The organism is Kocuria sp. CPCC 205260, assembly GCF_040981045.1.
Lineage (GTDB): Bacteria > Actinomycetota > Actinomycetes > Actinomycetales > Micrococcaceae > Kocuria > Kocuria palustris.
This window is the reverse complement of record NZ_JAVKPT010000002.1, coordinates 218,045-234,655: the sequence shown is the minus strand read 5'-3', so window position 1 is coordinate 234,655 and position 16,611 is coordinate 218,045. Positions and strand designations below refer to the sequence as shown.

The following is a 16,611-nucleotide window of genomic DNA, read 5'->3' as shown; positions in this document are numbered from 1 at the left end:
CGCGACTTCAGTGATACGGCTCACGGTATACCAGGCACGACCGTGATTGTTCAACAATCCAAGCGTCATGCGGTGCGGGCAGGTCACGCGGCGGTGGCGATGATCCCCTGCCGCACGCGGAACGGCCGGCACATGCCGTTCTTGGTGGGCCCGACGATCGGGACCAGCTCGGCGGGCAGGAACTCGGAGCGGTCCTTGTAGCCGATGAGGTACTCGTCGAAGGCGGGCAGCTCGAGCTGGGTCTGCAGCGCGGCGTCGAGCTGCTCGTCGCTGATCTGCTCGGCCTCCGGGGGCGCATACAGGGTCTCGGTCCGGCCCTCGATCGTCACCTTCTCGGCGTGGTCCCCCGCCAGCTCGACGGCTCGTTTGGCGTCGCGCACCGTCAGCCCCGACCACCAGGAGAGGTCCTGGACCGTCGCGGGCCCGTGCGAGACGAGATAGCGAACGGCCAGCTCGCGCAGGGCGTCGTCGCCGTCGAGCTCCCGCTGAGGCGTGGGCAGGTGCTCGACGAGCAGGAAGGTGTCGTCGCTGCCCTCCCGCGGACCCTGGACGATGTCTCCCTGGCCGCCGAAGCTGCGCAGCAGGTGCTGGCCGGGGCCCTTCTCGGGGGTGATCCCGATCGTGCGGAAGAGGTCGTAGGCCTGCGGACGGGTCAGGGGCCCGTCGGCCAGGCGCTCGCGGAAGGCGGCGTGGGCGCGGTCGCAGTCCTGCGGGGTGAGGCCCAGGCCAGGGCGGCGCTTGGCGGCGGCGGCCTCCACGCGCGGTGAGCACAGCCGCGTCAGCCAGCCGACATCCTGCGCGGCGACCAGGTGCACTGTGCCTCGCTGCGTCCAGGCGCGCACGATGCGGTGCTCGCTGATCTCTCGCAGGACGTCCGAGCCGGAGCGGATCTGCAGAGCGGTGACGCCCGCGGCGTAGATCTGATCCTGCGTGGCGAGCATGTGCGCGGCGGCATCCGCGCGCGGGGTCACGAGGGCCTGGGCGATCAGGCGGTGGGCCAGGACATCGCGGAAGCTGCGCAGGTGCATGGGATCAAGATACTGGCGCGTGCATCGGCTGCGTCTTGCCCGCTGCCCCCAGCTGCCCGCCACCTCCCGCCTGCTCCCAGCCCCAGTCACCGGCCCTTCGCCGCGAGGCCGCACTAGCGCAGCTGATCGGGGCTGATGGCCCGCATAGGTGCGGCCTCACGGCAGGGGCGGTGATGACGCCGCACCAGCGCAGCCCAAGGGTGCCGATGGGCTGCAGATGTGCGGCCTCGGCGGCAGGGGGCGGTTGTCGTCGTCGATAGCCTGGGTGACATGGTCGCTTCTCCATCCTTCGAGCACACCTACGCCGCAGCCCTGCCGGATCTCTCCCGCGAATGGGCGGCGGCGACGGTGCGAGAGCCGCGCGCTGTCGTCGTGAACGACGAGCTGGCCCGCGAGCTCGGACTGGGCCCGGACTGGCTGCGCTCGCCGGAGGGTCTCGCGCTGCTCAGTGGCGACACCGCCGAGACCATGTACGCGCAGGCCTACTCGGGGCATCAGTTCGGGCAGTTCAATCCGGTGCTCGGCGATGGCCGCGCGCTGCTGCTCGGCGAGCTGGTGGACTCCGACGGCCGCCGTCGCGACCTGCACCTGAAGGGCTCCGGGCGCACCCCGTTCTCCCGCGGCGGCGACGGCAAGGCGCCGCTGGGGCCCATGCTGCGCGAGCACCTGATGGGCGAGGCCATGCACGCCCTCGGCATCCCCACCACGCGCGGGCTGGCCGTCGTGAGCACCGGCGAGGAGGTGCTGCGGCAACAGGGGCCGGAACCCGGGGCCATCCTGACCCGCGTGGCCGCCAGCCACCTGCGCGTGGGGACCTTCGAGTTCGCGGCCACGCAGCGCTCGCTCGAGACCCGACGGGAGCTGGCCGACTACGCGATCCAGCGGCACTGGCCCGAGGCGGCGTCGTCGGAGAATCCGCCGCTGGAACTGCTGCGCAGCGTGGTGCACGCGCAGGCGCAGCTGATCGCGCAGTGGATGCTCGTGGGGTTCGTGCACGGGGTCATGAACACGGACAACATGACGATCTCCGGGGAGACCATCGACTACGGGCCGTGCGCGTTCGTGGACGAGTTCTCCCTGGGGGCGGTGTTCAGCTCGATCGACCGCGGGGCGCGCTACGCCTACGGGCGCCAAGCGGAGATCGGGCTGTGGAACCTGTCGCGGTTCGCGGAGTCGCTCGTGGATCTTGTGGCGCCGGATGATTCCGACGCCGGTGTGGAGGCCGTGACCGAGGTGCTCCACGAGTACGCGCCGGCCTTCCGGGAGGCGCTCTCGCGGGGGATGGGGCGCAAGATCGGGCTCGACGTCGACGGGCTGCCGGATGAGGAGCGCGATGCCGCGCTCTCGGCGCTGGACGCGTTCGTGGAGCGGACCTTCGGGCTGCTGCAGGAGAACCGGCAGGACTTCACGGCGTTCTTCCGCGCGCTGAGCTTCGGGGCTGCCGAGTCGCTGTTCGACGACGCCGCGGCCTTCCGGGCCTGGGACTCCGAGCGCCGCGACCTGCTGACCCGGTTCGGCGATCCGTCGGCGGAGCAGCAGCGCGATCTCATGGCCTCGGTGAACCCGGTTTACATCCCGCGCAACCACCACCTGCAGCACGCTCTGGATCGCGCGGAGGCGGGGGATCTCGCTGCGTACGAGCGGCTGCTGGCGGCCGTGCGCTCGCCGTTCCAGGAGCACGTGGACTTCGCGGGCCTGGAGTCCTCGGGCACGGCCCCTGGTGCGCGCCCGTTCACGACCTACTGCGGAACCTGACCCTCCCCCTCTCCCGCCGAGTGGATACCCAGTTGCGCAATTCGCCCCGATAGCGCAACTGAGCATCCACTCGGCGGGGACACTGGGGCGCATGGGGTGGACTGAGATCGCAGCCGTCGTCGCGGCGACGCCGATGCTGCTGGGGCTGGGCCTCGTCGTGGGGTTCAGCCCCACGCTCTACGGCGTCAGCCTGCGGGTGCTGACGCGCGCCTCGCGCCCCGAACCGCCGATCGCCGCCCTGGCCGCGGGTCTGGCCGTCGGCTCCACGGTCATGCTGCTGGTCTTCCGCACTGTCGACCCGAACACCTGGATCGACGCCGCCCGCAGCGACGTCGAGGCGGTGCTCATCCGCCGCGCCGTGGATCTCGTGGCCGCCGTCGTGGTCCTGATCGCCGGCGCGGTGGTGCTGCGGCGGGCCCGCCGCCCCCGCCCTGCCCCGACCGTGCCGGAGAACGTGCCGCACGGGGATCGGCTGCGCATGGCCGGCGTCGGGTTCGTGAACACGTTCCTGGGATTCAGCGGCTTCGCGACGATGTATGTCGTCGGGCGCATCCTTACCGGTCTCAGCCACGACATCCTGTGGCAGACGGTCGCCTTCCTGCCGTTCCTGCTGACTCTGGTGGGCCCGTACCTGCTGGCGGCCTGGGCCTGGCCGCGAGTGCCGACGGCCGCCCGGAGGGTTACTGCGGTCTATGACTGGGTGACCTCCCGCGACCTCCGCCCGGTGATGGGGTGGGGGCTGGTGCTCGCGGGCGTGGCCTTCTCCCTGGTGGCCCTGTTCCCCCTCCTTCTGCCGAGTGGACACTGAGTTGCGCTGTTCGCTGCCTTAGCGCAACTGGGTATCCACTCGGCGGGGTGGGGTGGGAGGGTCTCAGGGAAGCGGGGCGGCCTTGGGGATGAAGCGCTCCAGGTGGCGGCGCAGCTGCGGATCGCAGACGTAGACGAACGTTCCTCGCATGCCGCGGGTCAGCAGCACGGCATAGGCGTTGGTCACGTAGTGCAGGAGATCGTCGTCGGTCGTCGTCTGGCCGCGCAGCCTGTTGTCGATCTTGCCGTTGCGGTCCGCGTAGTGCGCCCGATCGACCCACAGCCGCTGCTCGTCGGGATCGAAGCGCAGCTCCGGGCCGATGATCACCCCGGCGTAGTTGAGGTCGTAGCCCTGCAGGGTGTGGATCGAGCCGACCTCCGACGGGGCCTTGGGGGAGTTGACCCAGTCCGTGGTCACGGAGTTCCAGCGGAACGCTGTGCCGTCCAGTTCGAAGTCGTGATCTGCCCGGATCTTGCCGCGAGGATTCGAGCGCCACGGCCAGGCGAATCCCGCAGTCATCCGGCACAGCCCGTATTCGGGCTCCAGCGCTTCGATGCGATTCTTGAGGGCCCCGGCGTCGTCGAACATGGTGAACTCGTACTCGCCGAAGCTGAGCCGACGCTCAGGGGACCGCCCGGCCATCAGATCCCGCACGTAGGCGATGTAGTCGTTGCCGCCTGCGGCCCGCATCTGGGTGTGCAGGGGGTGGACCCGGCCGCGCTCGCGCGCCTGCCCGACGACGGCCTCCAGCTCGGCGCGGGGGATGTCCGCAGGCCGGACGCTCTGGTGCAGGTCCAGCATCAGCACCACGTGCCTGGACTTGGCGCGGATCCAGTCGAGCTGGTTCTTGTCCTCATCGAGATGCCCGAAGAGCTTCGTGGTGATATCCCGGAATCGCTTCAGCTGCGTGCCGTGGGCCTGCATGGCGTACTGGTTCAGCCGGTGCGCCTCGTCCACGATCACGAGATCGAAGTCCTCCTCGCTCTCGCCGACCTCGAAGGCCGTCAGGACCTTCACCTCGGACATCGACGGAAGCCGGGAGAACACGCCCTGAATGGCGTGACGCAGCGATTCCTGCGGGACGACGAACGCCATCCTCCGATCAGCCATGAGATCCCGGGTGCTCTCGTCGAAATGCTCGGAGAACATCTCCTCAGGGTCGGCCTCATCGCCGTCCTGATATGCGGCGATATCCGACAGGAGCTTGAGCAGATAGACCGCGACGATGGTCTTCCCGGTCCCGGGATCGCCCTGGATGATGCTGATGCCGCCGTCGTCGGACTCGAAGTCCTGCAGCAGGGATTCCACGATCTCCCCGACGGCGACCGCCTGATCCGCGGTGAGCGTCTTGAACGGCGAGAACTTGTAGAGCTCGCTGTTCTCGATCTGCGGGATCGTCCGCTGGAACATGCCGCCGGCGCGCAGCTCCTCGAAGATCTCGCGGAAGGCCTCTCGGTAGCGCTCGCGCTGGTAATAACCGGCGTCGACGATCCCGATATTGCGATTGACGACGTGGAAGCTGCCGTCGCCCTGGAAGAGGCGGATCAGCGTGGACTCGAGATCCAGGCACACGGACTTGTTGAACATCTCGCTGAGCACCAGTCGCAGGGTGCGCATGCCCTGCTTGGCCTCGGAGGCCTGGTGCTGGCGCATCCTGGAGACGCCGTGCAGGGATTCGCCGACGTAGACCCGGCGGGCGTCGTCCAGCAGATAGACGATCGGCCAGTCCCGGAACATCTCCATCTCCAGGCCGCCGCGATCGATGGCCTGGGCGGTGAACGGCATCCGCTCGATCGTGAACGGAACGACGGAGCCCTCAGAGCCGGTCATGCTTGGTGCTCCTGCCGCGGGCCTTCTCGACCGGGTACTTCTGCTCGGTCACGGCCAGCTTCTGCCGCATGATCCCGTGCGGATCGACCCCCAGGCGATCGGCCAGCAGATACGCGTACGTCAGGACGTCGGCGAGCTCGGACTCCACCTCGGCCTGGTCCGCCTGGCCGGACCACTGGAAGCACTCGAGCAGCTCGGCGGCCTCGATGCTGATGGACTTGGCCAGGTTCTCGGGGGAGTGGAACTGCGCCCAGTCGCGCTCGCGGACGAATTCCCGCAGCTGCGGCATCACGTCATCGGCAGGCATGCGGTCAACGTAGCAAACCCCCGCCGAGTGGATCCCCAGTTGCGCTGTCCGCCCGAACAGCGCAACTGGGGATCCACTCGGCGGGGTGAGGAGGGGATGGCGACGGAGGAGCGACGACGGTCGCACGCCATCGGCCAAGATGGAGGGCATGACACCACCGGGCGGCTGGACGCAGGCATTCATCGACCACCTGGGGATCGAGCTGTGGCGCATCCCCGTGGTGGTGGTCTCGGCGATCGGGATCTACCTGGCCTTCCTGCTGCTGGTCCGCGTGTTCGGCGTGCGGGTGCTCTCGGGCTGGACGGGCTTCGACGCCGTCGTGCTGATCATGCTCGGATCGGTGGCCGGCCGCGTGATCATCGGGCACCCGCCCACGCTGGCGGCAGGGGCGATCGGGCTGCTCACTCTCCTGCTGCTGGAGGCGGCCTTCGGCGCGTTGCAGCAGGCCGCCGGCGTCCCCGGGCTGCGCACGCGGCCCCGGGTGATCATGGCCCACGGCCGGTTCGTGGACTCCGCCCTGCGGCGCACCCACCTCACCCCGCGCGAGGTCTATGGCGTGCTGCGCCATCGCGGGATCTCGCATCAGGACCAGGTCCAGTGCGTGATCCTGGAATCCACCGGCGGCCTCAGCGTGATCCGCACCGGAGAGCTGATCGGTCCGGAGATGCTCGACGGCGTGATCGGGTCGGAGCTGGTGCTCTCCGAGACGCCTCCCGGACCATGAGCCCCCTGATCCGCGCTCCCACCTCGCCGAGTGGATGCTCAGTTGCGCAGTTCGGGCGAACAGCGCAACTGGGGATCCACTCGGCGGGAGGGGAAGGGGTCAGAGCAGGGCTGCCAGCGCGAAGCTCCACAGGCACATGAACCCCAGCATGCCCAAGCTGTAGCCGATGGAGCCGCGCAGGATCTCGGCCTCGCGCCCGGAGAGCCCCACGGCGCCGGCGGCGATGGCGATCGACTGCGGCGAGACGACCTTGGCCGTGGTGCCGCTGGCGGTGTTGGCGCCGACCAGGGTTGCTGGAGCCGCTCCGATGCCCTCCGCCGTGGCGAACTGCAGCGGCCCGAACAGGGTGTTGTTGTTGGTCACCGAGCCGGTGAGGAACACGCCGATCCAGCCGATGATCGGGGCGATCAGCGGGAAGATCGGGCCGACGGCGGCCAGCGCCTGCCCCATGGCCGTGGAGCCGCCGGAGTAGTTGGCCAGGTTGGCCAGCACCAGGATGACGGCGATCAGCGCGATCGCCGGGCCGAGCGAGGTCAGCGTGGTGCGCAGCTCCTCGAAAAGCGCCTTGGCGTCGACCTGCGGGGTGCTCAGGAAGCTCAGGATCACGGCGATCAGGATCGCGGTGCCGGTGGCGCCCAGGATCGAGAACGACCAGGTGGCCTCCACGACCGCACCGGAGGCGGCGATGACCTGGCCGGTGAGCCCCGGCATGGGCACCTGGAAGGTGGTGGCGCTGAGCGCGCCGGTCGAGAACAGCGCCTTCACCGCCGGGACGGACCAGATCAGCATGAGGATCGAGAGGATGTAGAAGGGGCTCCAGGCGACCAGGACGTCGCGGGCCGTCGTCCGGGTGCCGTCGGGCTCCGGGGCGCCCTCCGGACGGGAGATCCGCGACGGCTTCCAGATCCGCGACAGCCCCATGAGGGCCACCATGCCGACCAGTCCGGCCGCCAGGTCGGCGAGCTCGGGACCCACGAACCACAGCAGCCCGCCCTGAACCAGATTGAAGGCCAGCGACACCACGAGCGCTGCGGGCCAGGTCTCGCGCAGGCTGCGCAGCCCGCCGAGCATGAGGACCATGAGGAAGGGGACCAGGAAGGTCAGGGGCTGCAGCAGCAGCACCAGGGCTCGGGACAGCTCGTGGACCTCCAGCCCGGTGACCTGCGCACCCACGAGCACGGGGAGGCCGATGGCCCCGTAGGCGCCGGCGGCCACGTTGCCCACCAGGGACAGGACGGCGGCGCGCACCGGCTTGAAGCCCAGCTGCACGAGCAGCGCTGCGCAGATCGCGATCGGCACGCCGAAGCCGGCCACGCCCTCGAGAAAGCAGCCGAAGGCGAAGGAGATCAGCAGGACCTGGACGCGCTGGTCATCGGAGACGCCGGCGATCGAGGAGCGGATGACGTCGAACCGTCCTGAGCGCACGGTGATCCGGTAGAGCCACACGGCCATGACCACGATGTACGCGATCGGCCACAGGGCCGTGAGCAGCCCCAGCAGTCCCGCGCCGCCAGCGGCGGAGACGGGCATTCCGAACACGGCCACGGAGACGATGACCTGCAGGACGAGCGCGATGATCGCGGATGTCAGCCCGGAGAGCTTCAGCGCCATCATGCACAGCAGGAAGACGAGGATGGGCAGGGCGGCCACGATCGCAGACAGGGCGAGGCTGCCCAGTGGGTCGATGTTCTGGGTCCACATGGGAGAGGTCTTCCGGGTTGGAGGGAGGGCGCGATCGAGTGCGGGGGCGGTGGGCGTCGAACCCCCACCCCCACCCCGCCGAGTGGATACTCAGTTGCGCTGTTCGCTCGGATAGCGCAACTGGGTATCCACTCGGCGACGGGGGTGCGGCTCAGCCGGCGCTGAGGCCGTCGACGACCTCGCGCAGCGTCTCGGCGGAGTCGCGCAGCTTGGTCAGCTCGTCGTCGGAGAACGGGGTCTCGCGGATGGGGAAGGCGCCGTCCTCGCCGACGATGCACGGCACCGACAAGGCGACGCCGTCGATCCCTTGGAAGTCGGAGAGCACCGGGGCCACGTTGAGCACGGCGTTCTGCGCCCCGAGCACGGCCTCGACGATGCGCGCGCTCGACAGCCCGATCGCGTAGTTGGTGGCGCCCTTGCCCTGGATGACCTTGTAGGCCGCGCCCCGGACCTCGTCGGTCAGGGCGTCGAGGGATTCGCGGGTGAAGACTTTCTGCCCGTCGCGGGTCCACTCCAGGATCGGCACGGTGCCGATCGAGGCAGTGGACCACAGGGCGAACTCGGAGTCGCCGTGCTCGCCGACGATGTGCGCGTGCACGCTCGTGCGCGACACATCGGCCCGGTCCGCCAGCAGCCACCGCAGTCGGGAGGTGTCCAGCGTGGTGCCGGAGGAGAAGACCTGGTTGGCCGGCAGACCGGAGAACTCCTGGGCGACCATGGCCATGGGATCGCACGGGTTGGTGACGATGACGTAGACGGCCTCCGGGGCCACCGACAGCAGCTGCTCCATCAGGGTGCGGGTGATCCGGGCGTTGGTGTCGGCGAGCTCGCGGCGGGACTGCCCCGGCTTCTGCTTGGCGCCGGCGGTGATGACGACGATGTCCGAGTCGCGAGCGACCTCGATATCGCTGCTGCCGACGATGTCGGTTCCGCCGGTGAACTGGCTGCCGTGGGCGAGGTCGAGCACCTCGGCCTCGGTCTTCTCGGCGGCGATGTCGTAGAGGGCGATGTGGCGGGCGGATCCGCGGATCATGGCGGCGTAGGCCACGCTCGATCCGACGGCTCCGGCTCCGACGACGGTGAGTTTCGAGTTCCTGTTCATGCCTTCACGCTACGAGGAGGGCATGTCGTTTCGTGTGGGGTTGTCGTGGTTTTCTGTCAGCTGTGCGGAGGGATTATGTCCCGTTCACGTCTCATTCAGGCATGAACCCACACTGCGCCCCGCTCCCACTCGGCGAGGAGGGGGCGGGGTGGGCGGGGCTGGGGTCAGCGGAGGTCGCGGGGGAGCTCCTCCAGCAGGCGCAGCCACAGCTCCGAGACCGTGGGATAGGCCGGGACGGCATGGCGCAGCAGGGACACCGGAACCCGGCCCACGATCGCGATCGTGGCAGCGTGCAGCAGCTCGGCGGCCTCCGGGCCCACGAAAGTCGCACCCACCACGACTCCCGCGCCGCGGTCGACCACGAGCTGGGCGGTGCCGTCGACGTCGTCGCGCAGCAGCGCCGATCCGGCCGCGGATCCGTATGGCACCTGCGCGACCACGACATCGAGACCGCTCTCGCGGGCCTGCGCCTCGGTGCATCCCACGGCGGCGACCTGCGGGTCGGTGAAGACCACCTGCGGCACGGGGACGTCCTGGGGCTCGGGCGTCTCGGCGGGCGCCATCCCGGCCTCAGCGGCCAGGCGGGAGCCGAGCACGCGGGCTTCGTGCTTGCCGGTGTGGGTGAGCATGGCGGCGCCGGAGGCATCGCCCACGCTGTGGAGCCACGACGGCAGGCGGTCGGCCAGAACGTCGTCGGGTTCCAGACCCACCGACTCCAGCCCCACGGCATCCAGAGCCGGTCGGCGCCCGGTGGCCACGAGCAGCTCGTCGACCTCGAGCTCGTCGTCGCCCAGCGACAGCGAGACCGGGCCGCCGTGGATCCTGCCCAGGCCGGTGTCGCGGACGTCGGGACGGGAAGCCGCAGACACCGAGGCCCCGAAGCGGATCTCGACCCCCGCCCGGCGCAGCCCGTCCGCCACGTGCTCGCCGGCGAACGGCTCCATGCCGCCCAGCAGTGTCTCTCCGCGGACCAGCATGGTGACTTGCGAGCCGAGCCCCGCCATCCAGGCGGCGGCCTCGCAGGCGACCACGCCGCCGCCCACGATCGCCAGGCGCTGCGGGATCTCGCGGACGCCGGTCGCATCGCGCGAGGTCCAAGCACCGAGTCCGTCGTAGATCGACGGGATCGACGCGGTGCTGCCGGTGGCGATCACCACGGCGCGCTCGGCGTGCAGGGTCTGCTCGCTGCCGTCGTCGGCCCGCACGCGCACCGTACGCTCGCCGCTCAGCTCGCCGTGACCGCGCACGACGGCCGCCCCGGCGCCTTCGGCCCAGGAGACCTGGCCGGCGTCGTCGTAGTGGGAGACGAAGCTGTCGCGGCGAGCCAGCATCGCGTCCGCGTCCGTGTGCGCGCCGGTCACCCCGGGCAGGTGCTGCGCGGCGGCCACGACTTCCAGCGGGCGCAGCAGCGCCTTCGAGGGCATGCAGGCGTAGTAGGAGCACTCGCCGCCCATCAGCTCGTGCTCCACGATCGCCGCGGACAGCCCGCCCTCGATCGCGTACTGGGCCACGTTCTCGCCCACGGATCCGCCGCCGACCACGACGACGTCGACACTTCGCTGCATCTCAGACATGCCTCCCACGCTACGCCCGCCACACCCCGCCGAGTGGATGCTCAGTTGCGCTATCGGGCCGAACAGCGCAACTGGGCGTCCACTCGGCGGAGGTGTCAGGCGGTGGTGAGCTGCTGCTCCCCGTGGAAGCTCAGGTGCACCCAATGGTGGTCGTCCACGGGGCCGTCGTCCTTCATCCTGCGGCCGACGACGCCAGCGTCCATCAGTGACTCCAGGCGCGGGCCGAGCTCTTCGGGTGGGATCGAGAGGTCCACCGAGAGGGCGTCGACGCGCATCATCTGGGTACGGGACAGCAGATCGCACAGAACGTCGTCGGGGGTCCCTCGGGGATCCGCACGGAGTGAGAATGCAGGCCCAGGGGACTGGGCGATGTGCTGAGATCTCGCGGCAAGCCATCGGCGGCCGGTGATCAGAAGTCCGAAGGCAACCGCAAAGGCCAGAGCGCCCCGGCTCCACGCCGGCCACTCCTGCGGGTCGAAGACCACCCCCAAGACGAAAACGGCGACAGCGGCTGTCAGCCAGATCGCGGCGATCCCCCAGCCCAGCCGGCCATTCATGCCGAAGCGCTGGTGCGCCACCGCGTCGTCGCGGCGATGACGGAGGAACTGGCCAAGGCATCCCGCGATCAGGGCGACGGTGGATGCTGCCACCATGAGCCATGGGGAACCCGCCCAGTTCGCCAGGAGATACCAGAACCCCGCCAGGGTGAAGACCAGGAAGTCGAACCGCCCCGGCATGAGCCGCTGTCCGAGCCGTTGCGCGGGAGACGGGTTGGGCTGAGCGGTGGTCATTCTGCTCCTCTCTGGATGGCTGCCAGGTGCGCCTCCAGCACTGTCTGGCCGCGGCCCATGGAACTCGCCCAGAGACGGTCGGGGCCGTCGACGATCTTCCTCCGGAGCGTGACCAGCCCCTGACCAGCCAGGTCCTCGACAACGGCCTCTGCGCGGTCACGGTCCAGCTCCAGGTCGGCGGCCAGCTGCGTCACTCGCATCTTCCGTGTGGGGTGAAGGATCACCATGGCCCGCAGGACAACCGGGTCACGAAGTGCCGAATGCAGTTCGGGTCGTCTGGCCAGGGAGGCCCACCGCAGACCGGCACTGGGCATCGAGGTGGCCAGCATCCGCTGGGTGAGCAGCTCGAGAATTCCGACGAAAGTCACGGTGAGGAGTGCCAGCGCGAAGGATGTGCCCAGCGGGCGGCCTTCCGGCACGCTCCAGATGGCCCAGATGATCCAGATCAGCGCGAGGGACTTCGACACAAGGAGCGAGACGGAGGCCGGGCCATACGCGGGGTAGCGGTGTTCGGCCCCCACCAGAGCAGGGCGCATGCGTCCGAAGATGATCAGGATGCTGATGCAGACCAAGATCAGCCATCCCCAGGCAACGGAGCTGAGTATGGCGGTGAGTGCGACCAGGAGCAGAGCGGCCTCGGGCAAGCTGGCCCACCAGCGAGGATGCAACCGCCGTTGCGCCTGCTCCAGGGCGACGTCGACGTCAGCCCACGAGCTCTCCCGCGGAGCTGTCAACGCATCTCCTGCGGCGTATGGCGTGTGCTCACGCATGGGAGTCCTGCCTCATGGCCGCCAGCTGGCCGGCCAGCGCGGATTCGCCCACAGGGGTGCTCCGATACCAGCGGCTCTCCTCCCAGCGGCTCTCGAGGAACCGCCGGTAGCCCTTGATCAGACCGAAGTCCTCGAGCTCCCGGAGCCGTTCGAGGGCCTCGTCCGCGCTGATCCCGAGGTCATCACACAAGGCCGAGCCCCGGGCCTCCTGGGAGGCGCCCTGGGCCGCCCTGAGCTGCAGGGTGCGCGGATCGTCCAGCGGAGGTGCGGCCTCGGCGTGGCCGGGAGCGGCGCCCAGGTCGGCCCACATGCGCGACATGTTGCGGTGATAGCTGCGGTCGGCGACCTTCAGCGTGAGGACGAGCATGACGGCCAGCCCGCGATCACGAGCATGGTGGTCAGTGTCGAGTCCTTCGGGCAGACGGTGCCACCAGACCGGACGGAATCGCCGCTGCACGGCGCGCAGCGCATGCGTCACCCGGTCCGCCGTCGGAGTCGCAGGAAGTGTCTCCATAGCCCCACCGTGCCCAGATGAGCAGTGCACTTTCGAGTCCCGCGATGTGATCGTGATCAAACCGAAACACTCCTGCATCCACCCCCGCCACCGAGTGGATACCCAGTTGCGCTATCCGCCCGAACAGCGCAACTGAGTATCCACTCGGCGTGGGAGGGGGAGGATGGGGGGATGGAGATTCCGGACGGATATGAGCTGCACATGGCCGCGCCGTCGGCGGGGGACTTCGCGATGCTGCGTCGGGAGGCGGGGCTCTCGCCGGTCACTCCCGAGCAGGCGTCGATCGCGGTCGCAGGCGGCTGGGCCGCCGCTCATGTCACGCAGGAGGGAGCGGCCGTGGGCATGGGCCGCCTGATCGGCGACGGCGGCTGGATGTTCCAGGTGACGGACATGGCGGTGCACCCGCGGCATCAGCGGCAGGGCCTGGGCGATGCGATCCTGACCCGGCTGCTCCAGGAGATCGCCGATCGCGCACCAGCCGGCGCATACGTCTCCCTCATGGCCGATCCTCCGGGCCGGAGGCTGTACGCGCGTCACGGGTTCCAGGACCGGCACGACGTCTCCGCCGGAATGTTCTGCCGGATGCCCTGAGGGCCACGCGGGGTCGAGCCCTCAGGCAGGATCTCAGCCCTCCAGCAGCTCCCGCAGCCGCTCGAGATCCGCGCGCACCATGGCGACGTCCCGCGCGTGGTCGTCCGCCGAGGCGCCGGCAGAGGGCTCCACCAGGAACACGAGCTCGGTTCCGCCGGCGCAGGACGAAGCCCGGAACCGGTTCAGCGTGGTCGATCCGTCCGGCAGAGTGACCTCGTGATCGAGCACGCCGGGGTCGTCTCCGCCGGTGAAGCGCACCAGGGCGCGGCCCATGGGGGACTCGGTGACCCACACCCCGGGCTGCTCGCTCGGTGTGACCTCTGCTCCGGCCAGGCCGGCGGCCCATTCGGGCAGCCGGCGCGGGTCTGCGGCCACGGCGGCGACCGCCGCGAGCGGTCGATCGACGACGACGCAGACCCGCGCCGGCTCAGCGGACAGGGCTCAGCCCTCGCCCTGCATCTTGCGCACCTCGACGGCGCCCTGACAGGCGGCGGAGGCCTGCGCCCCCAGATTCAGCGCCTCGTCCAGGTCGGCCGCCTCGAGGATCCAGAAGCCGCCCAGCTGGATCTCCGCACCGGAGGCCGTCTCCTGCGCCACGAGGGCTTCGCCGCTGGTGGCATCCACCAGGCGGGCGTCGGAGGCGGGCTGCTCGAGGGCGCCCACGAAGACGATGCGCTGCTCTGCGGCCATCTTCTCGTTGAAGGCCATGACGTCCGTGTGCAGCTGCTCGATGGAGACGCCCTCGGGCATCTGGAAGTCATCGGAGTGGTTCACGGAGATGAAGAACTGGGGCACGGCGGGTCCTCTCGACAGGGATGCGGAGCACCGCTGCGGTGATCCGGGGCCACGATACGGCGAGCAGCTCAGCCCGACGAGACCTCCCGCACGACGTCGTACCGTGTGCTCACCATCCCGCCGTCCAGCACCCTGCTGCCGCGCAGCCGCAGCGGGAGATCGTGCTCGAGCGCCCCGAACAGGGCGATGCCGCCGCCGATCAGCCGGGGCACCGTGGTCACCACGAGCTCATCCACCAGGTCGGCGCGCAGAGCCGCCTGGATCGTGGCGCCGCCGTCCCAGTAGACGCCGCGGGCGCCGCGGGACTCCAGCAGTGCGACGGCGGCGGACAGGTCCGGTGCGACGAGCGCGCCGGGGGGCTGCGGGCCGGTCAGTGTGGAGCTGAGCACGATGACCTGGAGGGGGTCGTAGGGCCAGAAGCCGATCTCCAGGACCTTCTGGAACGTGGCACGGCCCATCACCAGGTGGTCCACGCGCGCCACCAGGGCCTCGAAGTCCGGGACGGCCTCGGTGCCCGAGCCGGAGGGCGCTGCCTGCCCGGCAGGAACCGGCGCCTCCAGCCAGCCGATGTCCCCGTCGGTCCGCGCGATGAAGCCGTCCAGGCTCACCCTGCAGAAGACGGTGCCGCTCCAGCCGCGGCCGGGTCCGGGAGCCGGTGCGTGCGTGTCCATGTCAGCAGGATGCGCCGAGGATCCGACAGCACAAGCCCGCTTCTCACCCCGCCACGGCCAGCCGCAGCGCGACCAGCAGCATGACCACGCCCACCCCGATATCCACCGCGCGCCACGTGCCGGGGCGGTTCAGGGGCTTGGCCAGCGCACGCGCCCCCAGGCCGAGGGTGGGGAACCACAGCACCGACCCGGTGATCGCGCCCAGCGTGTAGGTCCAGCGCTGGTCCCCGTGCTGATTGGCCAGGTTGCCGAGCATCACCATGGTGTCCAGGTAGACGTGCGGGTTGAGGAAGGTCAGCGCCAGGGTGGTCAGGGCGACCTTGCGCAGCGACCCGCCGGGACCGATCGCGTCGTCGGCTGTGAGGGAATGGGAAGACAGGGCCGAGCGGAACGACCCGATCGCGAACCAGACCAGGTAGGCCACCCCTCCCCAGCGCAGCGCGGTGAGCAGCCACGGAGCCCGCTCCACGACCGAGCCGATGCCCAGCGTGCCCACCGTGATCAGCAAGGCGTCGGCCGCCGTGCAGATCGCCACGACCACCAGCACGTGCTCCCGGCGGATGCCCTGCCGCAGCACGAACGCGTTCTGGGCGCCGATGGCCACGATCAGGGCCAGGCCGGTGAGCATGCCGGTGAAGTAGATGTCCATGGCCAGGAAACCTACGGCGCAGCTACCCTTCAGACCAGCAAAAGATCCTGAACACAGATAAGAGATTCAAAAGTGGACATCGAGCAGCTGCGCACCCTGGTGGCGGCCGTGGACGAGGGCGCCTTCGACCGCGCTGCCGCCCGGCTGCAGATCTCCCCGCCGGCGGTCAGCCAGCGGATCAAGGCCCTGGAGTCTCAGACGGGCCGCGTGCTGCTGCGCCGCAGCGCGCCCGTGCGCCCCACCGAGCCCGGGGAGGCCGTGCTGCGGATGGCCCGGCAGGTGCTGTCCCTGCACGACGCCGCCCGGGTCGAGCTCGGCCTGGACCAGGCGGAGCTCACGCCCCTGGACGTAGCGGTCAACGCGGACTCGCTGGCCACCTGGTTCCGCCCTGTCCTGGCGGAGTTGGCCGCACCCGGCACCGGGATCAGCGTGCGACTGCGCGCCGAGGACCAGGACCACTCCCGCCGGCTCCTGCTGGCCGGTGAGGTGGCGGCGGCGATCACCACGTCCTCGGCTCCGGTCACCGGCTGCCGCACGATCCCCCTGGGCGCCATGGTCTACGAACCCCGCGCGGCGGCCTCGCTGCTGGAGCACTCGGGACCGCAGCCTGACCTCGCCCGTCTCCCCGTGGTGGTCTACGACGACAAGGACGACCTCCAGTCCGCGGCGCTGCACCGGGCCGGCATCACGGGCCGCCCGCCCGAGCACCGGGTGCCCTCGGCGGAGGCCTTCGTGCGAGCGATCGCCGACGGCATCGGATGGGGCATGGTGCCGCGGCTCCAGCTGCCGGGGGCGCCCTTCGCCGCCGCCGACACCCCGCTGCTGCCCGTTCCCGGCCTCCCGCCGGAGGCGGTGAGCCTGCACCTGCAGCGCTGGTCCACGGCGCTTCCGGCCCTGGCTCGGCTGGAGGACGCCGTGCGCCGCGGCGCGCGGGCGCTGCTGTAGTCCCTTTCGGGTCGATCCGCCTCCAGTGCGGCCTGCGCCGCTGTGCTGGACGGGCG

Annotated in this window: 18 protein-coding genes; 5 read left to right on the top strand and 13 right to left on the bottom strand. The window is 70.2% G+C overall.

Annotation, left to right across the window (positions count from 1 at the left end; genetic code table 11):
* Positions 1-83: 83 nt before the first annotated feature.
* Positions 84-1,028: a winged helix DNA-binding domain-containing protein gene (locus RF645_RS05715; RefSeq protein WP_137802985.1), complete on the bottom strand. Its 945-nt coding sequence runs from the start codon at positions 1,026-1,028 to the stop codon at positions 84-86.
* Between the two features lie 270 nt (positions 1,029-1,298).
* Between RF645_RS05715 and RF645_RS05710 the strand changes: the two genes are divergently transcribed.
* Together RF645_RS05710 and RF645_RS05705 are read left to right on the top strand one after the other, a co-directional pair.
* Positions 1,299-2,783: a YdiU family protein gene (locus RF645_RS05710; RefSeq protein WP_368818721.1), complete on the top strand. Its 1,485-nt coding sequence runs from the start codon at positions 1,299-1,301 to the stop codon at positions 2,781-2,783.
* 91 nt (positions 2,784-2,874) lie between these two features.
* On the top strand, positions 2,875-3,591 hold the full coding sequence (locus tag RF645_RS05705) for a hypothetical protein (protein WP_368818720.1): 717 nt from the start codon (positions 2,875-2,877) through the stop codon (positions 3,589-3,591).
* 63 nt (positions 3,592-3,654) lie between these two features.
* Here the strand turns inward: RF645_RS05705 and RF645_RS05700 are convergent, their stop codons facing one another.
* Together RF645_RS05700 and RF645_RS05695 are read right to left on the bottom strand one after the other, a co-directional pair.
* Positions 3,655-5,421: a DUF2075 domain-containing protein gene (locus RF645_RS05700; protein WP_058871914.1), complete on the bottom strand. Its 1,767-nt coding sequence runs from the start codon at positions 5,419-5,421 to the stop codon at positions 3,655-3,657.
* Complete coding sequence (locus RF645_RS05695; RefSeq protein ID WP_368818719.1) at positions 5,408-5,728, bottom strand: nucleotide pyrophosphohydrolase; 321 nt, start codon at positions 5,726-5,728, stop codon at positions 5,408-5,410. The genes RF645_RS05700 and RF645_RS05695 overlap by 14 nt, the downstream gene beginning before the upstream one ends.
* 148 nt (positions 5,729-5,876) lie before the next feature.
* Between RF645_RS05695 and RF645_RS05690 the strand changes: the two genes are divergently transcribed.
* Positions 5,877-6,452, top strand: coding sequence for a DUF421 domain-containing protein (locus tag RF645_RS05690; RefSeq protein ID WP_368818718.1), 576 nt, complete (start codon positions 5,877-5,879; stop codon positions 6,450-6,452).
* A gap of 99 nt (positions 6,453-6,551) precedes the next feature.
* On the opposite strand, the gene RF645_RS05685 is transcribed toward RF645_RS05690, so the two are convergent.
* The 6 genes from RF645_RS05685 to RF645_RS05660 form a co-directional block, all read right to left on the bottom strand.
* On the bottom strand, positions 6,552-8,153 hold the full coding sequence (locus tag RF645_RS05685) for an L-lactate permease (RefSeq protein WP_368818717.1): 1,602 nt from the start codon (positions 8,151-8,153) through the stop codon (positions 6,552-6,554).
* A 151-nt stretch (positions 8,154-8,304) separates the two neighbouring features.
* Positions 8,305-9,255, bottom strand: coding sequence for an L-lactate dehydrogenase (locus tag RF645_RS05680; protein WP_024289564.1), 951 nt, complete (start codon positions 9,253-9,255; stop codon positions 8,305-8,307).
* A 164-nt stretch (positions 9,256-9,419) separates the two neighbouring features.
* Entirely contained in the window at positions 9,420-10,820 is a 1,401-nt protein-coding gene (locus RF645_RS05675; protein ID WP_368818854.1) for an NAD(P)/FAD-dependent oxidoreductase, read from the bottom strand.
* Positions 10,821-10,924: 104 nt separating this feature from the next.
* On the bottom strand, positions 10,925-11,620 hold the full coding sequence (locus tag RF645_RS05670; protein WP_368818716.1) for a hypothetical protein: 696 nt from the start codon (positions 11,618-11,620) through the stop codon (positions 10,925-10,927).
* Positions 11,617-12,390: a hypothetical protein gene (locus RF645_RS05665; protein WP_368818715.1), complete on the bottom strand. Its 774-nt coding sequence runs from the start codon at positions 12,388-12,390 to the stop codon at positions 11,617-11,619. The genes RF645_RS05670 and RF645_RS05665 overlap by 4 nt, the downstream gene beginning before the upstream one ends.
* Complete coding sequence (locus RF645_RS05660; protein ID WP_368818714.1) at positions 12,383-12,868, bottom strand: hypothetical protein; 486 nt, start codon at positions 12,866-12,868, stop codon at positions 12,383-12,385. Before RF645_RS05660 ends, RF645_RS05665 begins: the two co-directional genes overlap by 8 nt.
* 207 nt (positions 12,869-13,075) lie before the next feature.
* Here RF645_RS05660 and RF645_RS05655 point away from each other — a divergent pair, with 207 nt between their 5' ends.
* The gene (locus RF645_RS05655) at positions 13,076-13,495 is read left to right on the top strand and encodes a GNAT family N-acetyltransferase (protein ID WP_368818713.1); all 420 of its coding nucleotides are present in this window, start codon (positions 13,076-13,078) and stop codon (positions 13,493-13,495) included.
* Positions 13,496-13,528: 33 nt separating this feature from the next.
* Here the strand turns inward: RF645_RS05655 and RF645_RS05650 are convergent, their stop codons facing one another.
* From RF645_RS05650 to RF645_RS05635, 4 genes are all read right to left on the bottom strand, one after another.
* Positions 13,529-13,870: an SRPBCC family protein gene (locus RF645_RS05650; protein WP_368818712.1), complete on the bottom strand. Its 342-nt coding sequence runs from the start codon at positions 13,868-13,870 to the stop codon at positions 13,529-13,531.
* Positions 13,871-13,936: 66 nt separating this feature from the next.
* Positions 13,937-14,290: a YciI family protein gene (locus RF645_RS05645; protein ID WP_006214006.1), complete on the bottom strand. Its 354-nt coding sequence runs from the start codon at positions 14,288-14,290 to the stop codon at positions 13,937-13,939.
* Positions 14,291-14,358: 68 nt separating this feature from the next.
* On the bottom strand, positions 14,359-14,961 hold the full coding sequence (locus RF645_RS05640; protein WP_368818711.1) for a dihydrofolate reductase family protein: 603 nt from the start codon (positions 14,959-14,961) through the stop codon (positions 14,359-14,361).
* A gap of 43 nt (positions 14,962-15,004) precedes the next feature.
* On the bottom strand, positions 15,005-15,610 hold the full coding sequence (locus RF645_RS05635; RefSeq protein ID WP_368818710.1) for a LysE/ArgO family amino acid transporter: 606 nt from the start codon (positions 15,608-15,610) through the stop codon (positions 15,005-15,007).
* A gap of 72 nt (positions 15,611-15,682) precedes the next feature.
* Here RF645_RS05635 and RF645_RS05630 point away from each other — a divergent pair, with 72 nt between their 5' ends.
* A complete protein-coding gene (locus tag RF645_RS05630; RefSeq protein WP_368818709.1) occupies positions 15,683-16,555 on the top strand; it encodes an ArgP/LysG family DNA-binding transcriptional regulator in 873 nt (290 codons plus the stop codon).
* Positions 16,556-16,611: the final 56 nt, after the last annotated feature.